This window comes from Belnapia mucosa, assembly GCF_016775475.1.
GTDB lineage: Bacteria > Pseudomonadota > Alphaproteobacteria > Acetobacterales > Acetobacteraceae > Belnapia > Belnapia mucosa.
In genome coordinates, this window is sequence record NZ_JAEUXJ010000018.1 from 25,243 (window position 1) to 31,959 (window position 6,717).

Below are 6,717 nucleotides of genomic sequence, written 5' to 3' on the forward strand. Positions count from 1 at the left end.
GCCTACCGCGCCGCCAGCCTGCGGCGGCGCGGCTTCCCCTCCGGCAGATTGTCCGGCTGGGCGAAGCGGAAGCTGGTCTCCGGTCGCTGCGCCGAGACATCCCCCACCCCAAGGGTGGTGACGCGCAGCATCAGGCCTCCGCCGAGAATCGCCCAGGAGGCCAGGCGCGAGAGGCCGGGATGCCCCCCCTCCGCCAGCGACAGGACATGCAGGCCGAGCGGCAGCATGGTCCCGATCCCCGTCGCGCCGATCCGCTCCGCCTGGCCCCAGCGCCCCTCGGTCGCGCCCGAGACGCCGGCCTGCTCGACCTGCCGGTGCTGGCCGGAGGCGGCGGCAAGTTCCGCAGCGAGTGCCGCCACCGCCACCGCATCCAGCGCCCGCTGCCGCGGCCCTGGCCGCTCTCCGAGCGAAAGCGCCGCCGCGGCGCTGGCAATGGAGGAACTGCCGAAGCGCACCGCCAGCGCGCGCGGGGTCGCGGCCCAGAAGGGCGTGCTGGTCGCCGCCAGCAGCGCCGCCGTATAGGTGGACATCCCGGCGCCCGCCACCGCCGCCGGCAGGCTGGCCGCCCGGGCCGCCCGCCGCGGCCAGCGCCGCCAGGGCATCCGGTCGGCAAGGAATTGCAGCCCCGCCGCCAGCCCGCCGAACAGGCTGAACCCGGTCAGGATCCAGGTGCCGATGCTCATCGGCGAGGTGCTCTTGGCGATGCGGAACATGTTGTAGAAGCGCTGCGGCGTGTGCAGGTCATAGACCAGCAGCATCGAACCGAGGGTGGGCGCCAGCATCGCCAGGTAGCGTCCGCGCCGCGCCGTGCCCTCCATCCTCTCCCAGTCCGCCAGCGCCGAGAGGATGGCGGAACCGCCCGAAAGCCCGGCGAGGAAGATGTAGCCGCCGACCACCCAATTGTTGAACGGCGCCTGCTTGAGCTGCGGCCGGCCGTAATAGGTCGGCCCCTGCCATTCCCGGTGCTGGCCGAGAGTGCCGCCCGTCGCGCTCGGCGGGGCGGGCGGGGCCTCCTCGGGGCCGAGGGTGGAGGCCTTCATCTCCGTCATGGCGCGCCCCTCAGGACCGGCGATTGAAGGCGAACAGCGCGGTCAGCGCCAGCCCGGCAACGGCGGCGAGGCCGGCGGCGAGGCTCGGCGCGACGCGGTTGGCAGGCCGGGTCGGCGCCGAGGGCAGGTTGTAGGCTTCCGGCTTGTCGGTCAGCAGGAAGAAGGCGTTGAGATGGCCGAGATCGCCCGTCGCCCCCGGTGCGCCCGGCGTGCCGTAGAGATAGGCGGTGGAGACGCCCTGCCCGTGCAGCTGCTCCACCCGCTTTTCCGCCCGGGCCTGGAGGTCGGGCAGCTCGCCGAACTGGATGCTGTCGGTGGGGCAGGATTTGGCGCAAGCCGGCTCCAGCCCGCCCTTCAGCCGGTCGTAGCAGAGGGTGCATTTATGCGCCTTGCCATCCAGCGTGTTCAGGTCGACCACGCCGAAGGGGCAGGCGGGCACGCAATAGCCGCAGCCATTGCAGATATCCTGCTGCACAACGACCGTATCGAATTCGGTCTTGAACAGCGCCCCGGTGGGGCAGGCTTCCAGGCAGGGCGCGTTGTGGCAATGCTTGCAGACATCGCTCAGCATCAGCCAGCCGCTCTGATAAGGCGTCTTGTTGGTGCTGCGCACGCCCGGCGCGCCGTCCTGGCCGGTATGCTTCTCGATGAAGGCGACATGCCGCCAGCTATTGGCGGACAGCGCGCCGGTATTGTCGTAGCTATGCCCGGACAGCCCGACATTGTCGGCCGGCAGGTTGTTCCATTCCTTGCAGGCCACCTCGCAGGCCTTGCAGCCGATGCAGACGGTGGTGTCGGTGAAGAAGCCGTAGGACCGGCCGGGCACGATCCGCACGCCGGCAGTCAGCTCCGACTCATCCTCGATCATCCCGCTCAGTTCGGATTCGGTATAGTCCTGCGCGCGGGCATGCACGTCCATGCGGCTGGCTCCTAGGCTGTCGTTTCGACCGAATGGGCCACCAGCCCGATGAGGTTCCGCGGCTCGGTGTAGCGAACGCGGATTCTGGCCTGCCGGCGCTGCAGGGCTTCCAGCTGATCCGGCTCGCCCAGCGTGTCATGGCCGAGGATGAAGAGATGGGAGACGCCCGCATCGTCGGTGAGCTGGAAGCGGCTCTCCTGCAGGATGGTGACGATCCCCTCCATGGTCCGCATCCTCGGCGCTCCGCGCAGGCTCGCCGGTCCATACGCATCGCGGCGGCCCCGCGCTCCGCCGTCGCGTCAGGCTCTCCGTTTGTTGAGCCAGGCCGGCCGCCACTCGCCAGCCGCCCGGCGCTTAAGGCCGCTGAGCATGGGGTGGGGAGGCTGGCCATTATGGCAAAGCTTCGGCGTGGCATGGCGGGGCGTGGGGCCCGGTTCCTGAAGGACTGGTCCCTGCCGCGGCAGCTGGCGGGCGAGAGCCCGATGTCCACGGCCGCCCGCAGCACCACCTCCGAAAACCTGCGCCCGCGGCTGGAACAGGCCGACCGGGTCGGCACCAGCATCTGTCCCTTCTGCGCCGTCGGCTGTTCGCAGCTTGTCTATGCGAAGAACGGCAAGCCGATCCATATCGAGGGCGATCCGCGCAGCCCGGTGAACCAGGGCACGCTCTGCCCGAAAGGCGCCGGCACGCTCGGCGTGCTGCTCAGTCCGCAGCGCATCAACAAGGTCCTCTACCGCGCGCCCCATGCGACGGAGTGGGAGGAGCGACCGCTCGACTGGGCGATGGAGCGCGTGGCGCAGCTGACCAAGCAGGCGCGGGACGAGACCTTCGTCGAGCGGCTGCCGGATGGGAAGGTGGTGAACCACACCATCGGCATCGGCTCGCTCGGCGGCGCGACGCTCGACAATGAAGAGAATTACCTGATCAAGAAGCTCTTCAACGGTGGCCTCGGCATGGTCACCATAGAAAACCAGGCCAGAATCTGACACTCCTCCTCGGTGCCCAGTCTGGGTACCTCCTTCGGACGCGGCGCCGCCACCATGGCCCTGTGGGACCTGGCCAATTCGGATTGGGTCATCACCATGGGCTCCAACATGGCGGAGAACCATCCGATCGCCTTCCGCTTCCTGGTGGAGGCGAAGCGGCGCGGTGCGACGCTCGTGCATGTGGATCCGCGCTATACCCGGACGGGTGCCAATTGCGACATCCATGCGCCGATCCGCTCCGGCTCGGACATCGCCTTCCTCGGCGGGATGATCCATTACATCCTGGAAGGGGACCACTGGTTCCGCGACTTCGCCCTGGCCTATACGAACATCGCCCATATCATCGAGGATGCCTATGCCGACCCGGAGCAAGGGGACGGCGTCTTCTCAGGCTTCGACCCCCAGCAGGGCGACTATAGCGAGGAGAGCTGGCAGTACAAGGGCAAGATCGTCCCTTCCCCCATCGCCGAGCACCGCGTCCAGGGCGAGCAGAAGGGCGCGCAATCGGAGAGCATGGCCGAGGGGCCGCCGCCGCAGGACCCAACGCTGCAACACCCGAATTGCGTCTACCAGATCATGCGCCGTCACTATGCCCGCTACACGCCGGAGATGGTGGAGCAGGTCACCGGCTGCCCGCGGGAGACCTTCCTCTCGATCTGCGAGCTGGTGGCGCAGAATTCCGGCCGCGACCGCACCGGCGCCTTCGCCTATGCCGTGGGCTGGACGCACCATACCTATGGCGTGCAGATCATCCGGGCGGCGACCATAGTGCAGAGCCTGCTCGGCAATGTCGGGCGGCCGGGCGGCGGCATCATGGCGCTGCGCGGCCATACCAGCATCCAGGGCAGCACGGATATCCCGACGCTCTACAACATGCTGCCGACCTACCTGCCGCAGCCCAACGCCTTCCACGACCATGCGACGCTCGATCGCTACATCGCCTCCGAGACACCAGCGACCGGCTGGTGGCATAATTTCCCGAAATACATCGTCAGCCTGCTGAAGGCCTGGTACGGTGAGAATGCGACCGCCGCCAATGAATGGGGCTACCAGCACATCCCCAAGCTGACGGGCGACGTCTCCCAGCTGCCGATGACGCTGGCCATGTCGAATGGCGTGGTGAAGGGCCAGTTCTTCATCGGCCAGAACCCGGTCGTCGGCGCGGTCAACACGGCGCTGGTCGAGAAGGGCCTCGCCCGCCTCGAATGGATGGTGGTGCGCGACATCGCCATGACCGAGACCGCCAATTTCTGGCAGAAGGGCAACCGCATCCAGCGCGGCGAGGCGCGGCCGGAGGAGATCGGCACCGAAGTCTTTTTCTTCCCCGCGGCACTCGCCGCCGAGAAGGGCGGCACCGTCACCAATACCAGCCGCCTCGTGCAGTGGCATGATGCGGTCTGCGAGCCGCCGGGCAGCAGCCGCTCCGACCTCTGGTTCATCTACCATCTCGGCCGGCGGCTGAAGCAGCTCTATGCCGGCAGCACAGCGCCGCGCGACCGCGCCATCCAGGCCCTCACCTGGGACTATCCCATGATGGGCGACAAGCAGGAACCGGATGCGGAGGCGGTGCTGCAGGAGATCAATGGCTATACCGTCGCCGACCGCAAGCTGGTGCCGAATTATCAGGCGCTGAAGGATGACGGCTCCACCGCCTGCGGCGGCTGGATGTATTCCGGCGTCTTCCCGAAGGAGGGCCAGAACCAGGCCCGTTCCCGCCGGCCGGACAAGCCGGGCGGTCCGGGCAGCCATCTCGGCTGGGCCTTCGCCTGGCCCAGCAACCGCCGCACCCTCTACAACCGCGCCTCCGCCGATCCCGAGGGGCGGCCCTGGTCCGAGCGGAAGAAGATGATCTGGTGGGATGAGGGACAGGGGAAGTGGACCGGCCTCGACGTGCCGGATTTCGAGCCGGAGAAGCGCCCCGACTACCGCCCGGACTGGAGCAAGAACCCGCATGGCATGGAGGCGCTCGGCGGTGCCGACCCCTTCATCATGGAGCCCGACGGGCAGAGCATGCTCTTCGTCCCGAGCGGGCTGAAGGACGGGCCGCTGCCGACCTATTACGAGCCGCTCGAGAGCCCGGTGCGGAACCCCTTCTACCGCCAGCAGGCGAACCCCACGGCGAAGATCTGGGAACAGCCGGGCAATGAGCTGCACGGCATCGGCGACCCGCGCTTCCCCTATGTGCTGACCACCTTCCGCCTGACCGAGCTGCATTGCGGCGGGGTGATGAGCCGCATCGCGCCCCACACCGCCGAGCTGCAGCCCGAGGCCTTCGTCGAGCTCCCGCCCGAGCTGGCACGGGAGCTGGGCATCGAGCATCTCGGCTGGACCACGCTCTCGACCCTGCGGGGCGAGGTGGAGATGCGCGCCATGGTGACGGAGCGGCTGACGCCCTTCGAGATCAATGGCCGCCGCGTCTACCAGATCGGCGTGCCTTGGGTATATGGCTGGGAGGGCTATGCGCGCGGCGACGTGGCCAATGTGCTGCTGGCGATCACGGGCGATGCCAATACCAGCATCCACACCACCAAGGCGCTGACCTGCAACCTGCGCGCGGGCCGCCGCGCCGGCACGAGGTCCGGCCCCGATGCCGGTTAGCGCGCGGGCGGAGGGCGAGGCGGCGCTCGCCGCCCTCGACCGGGCCCTGGCGCAGAAGCCGAAGCGCGACGGCCATGCCTTCGCCGAGATGACCGAGCATCTCTGCACCATGCGCGACCTGTTGATCGGCCATGGGCGCGAGAGGGGCGGGCCGCCGCCGCTGCTCGAGCGTTTGAATTCCGTCATCAGCACGGCGCTCGCCGGGCATTTCCCGCTCGGCAGCACGCCATGGTCGGAGGTGGAGCATGCCCGCGGCGTGCTCCAGCGACTGATCGAGGAGGCGGATTAGCCCATGGGCCTCACGGTGGAGGAGGCGGTGCAGGCCGGCGGCATCCGCTGCTGGCGTGCCGATGGCTGGCGCCCCGGCAGCCGCATGGTCCCGGCGGAGACGGCCATCTCCTTCAGCTACAACCGGCTGGGCCATGCGGTGATGATGGCGACCCCGGCCGATCTGGAGGATTTCGCCACCGGCTTCAGCCTCGCCGAGGGCATCGTCGAGACCGCCGCCGAGATCGAGGAGCTGGAGGTCATCCACACCCCCCTCGGCATCGAGCTGCGGATGTGGATCGCACCCGGCCGGCTGGGCGCGCTGGAGATGCGCCGCCGGCGCCTCGCCGGGCCGACCGGCTGCGGCCTCTGCGGCCTCGAAAGCCTGGCCGAGGCGGTGCGCAGCCTGCCGGCGGTGCCGCAGGGCCGTCGCCTGGCGCCGGCCGATATCGCCGCCGCCATGGCCAGCCTCGCCCCGGCGCAGCGGCTGCATGGCGCGACGCGGGCGATGCATGCCGCCGGCTTCTGGCAGCCCGGCCGCGGATTGCTGGCGCTGCGTGAGGATGTCGGGCGGCACAATGCGCTCGACAAGCTGGCCGGCGCCATGGCGCGGGATGGGCTGGATGCCGCCGCCGGGGTGGTGGCGATGACCAGCCGCGTCAGCGTCGAACTGGTGCAGAAGGCGGCGCGCATGGGCGCGACCGTGCTGGCCGCCGTCTCGGCCCCCACCGCCCTCGCCCTGCAGTCGGCCGAGGCGGCCGGGCTGACGCTGATCGGCGTTGCCCGCGACGATGGCTTCGAGGTTTTCACCCAGCCACAGCGCCTGGAAGGCTGACGCCTTACCCCGATTTCAGGCGAACCCCTGCCCGGGGCGCCACGTTGGCGGCCACGGCGACCG

The 6,717-nt window shown here is 69.4% G+C and carries 6 protein-coding genes; 3 read left to right on the top strand and 3 right to left on the bottom strand.

Annotation, left to right across the window (positions count from 1 at the left end; genetic code table 11):
• Positions 1-2 precede the first annotated feature (2 nt).
• Genes nrfD through JMJ55_RS25625 form a run of 3 tightly spaced genes read right to left on the bottom strand, consistent with a single transcriptional unit; the run spans position 3 to position 2,192 of the window.
• On the bottom strand, positions 3-1,049 hold the full coding sequence (gene nrfD, locus JMJ55_RS25615; RefSeq protein ID WP_202828461.1) for an NrfD/PsrC family molybdoenzyme membrane anchor subunit: 1,047 nt from the start codon (positions 1,047-1,049) through the stop codon (positions 3-5).
• 10 nt (positions 1,050-1,059) lie between these two features.
• Positions 1,060-1,968: a 4Fe-4S dicluster domain-containing protein gene (locus JMJ55_RS25620; protein WP_202828462.1), complete on the bottom strand. Its 909-nt coding sequence runs from the start codon at positions 1,966-1,968 to the stop codon at positions 1,060-1,062.
• 11 nt (positions 1,969-1,979) lie between these two features.
• A complete protein-coding gene (locus tag JMJ55_RS25625) occupies positions 1,980-2,192 on the bottom strand; it encodes a hypothetical protein (RefSeq protein ID WP_202828463.1) in 213 nt (70 codons plus the stop codon).
• A 258-nt stretch (positions 2,193-2,450) separates the two neighbouring features.
• Here JMJ55_RS25625 and fdh point away from each other — a divergent pair, with 258 nt between their 5' ends.
• The 3 genes from fdh to fdhD are packed head-to-tail and all read left to right on the top strand — an operon-like array spanning position 2,451 to position 6,654.
• Positions 2,451-5,552 carry a formate dehydrogenase gene (fdh, locus tag JMJ55_RS25635; protein ID WP_407927561.1) on the top strand — a complete coding sequence of 1,034 codons (3,102 nt, stop codon included), beginning with the start codon at positions 2,451-2,453 and terminating at the stop codon, positions 5,550-5,552.
• Positions 5,542-5,841, top strand: coding sequence for a hypothetical protein (locus JMJ55_RS25640; RefSeq protein WP_202828466.1), 300 nt, complete (start codon positions 5,542-5,544; stop codon positions 5,839-5,841). Before fdh ends, JMJ55_RS25640 begins: the two co-directional genes overlap by 11 nt.
• Positions 5,842-5,844: 3 nt before the next feature.
• Positions 5,845-6,654, top strand: a complete 810-nt coding sequence (gene fdhD / locus JMJ55_RS25645) for a formate dehydrogenase accessory sulfurtransferase FdhD (protein ID WP_202828467.1) — start codon at positions 5,845-5,847, stop codon at positions 6,652-6,654.
• Positions 6,655-6,717 lie beyond the last annotated feature (63 nt).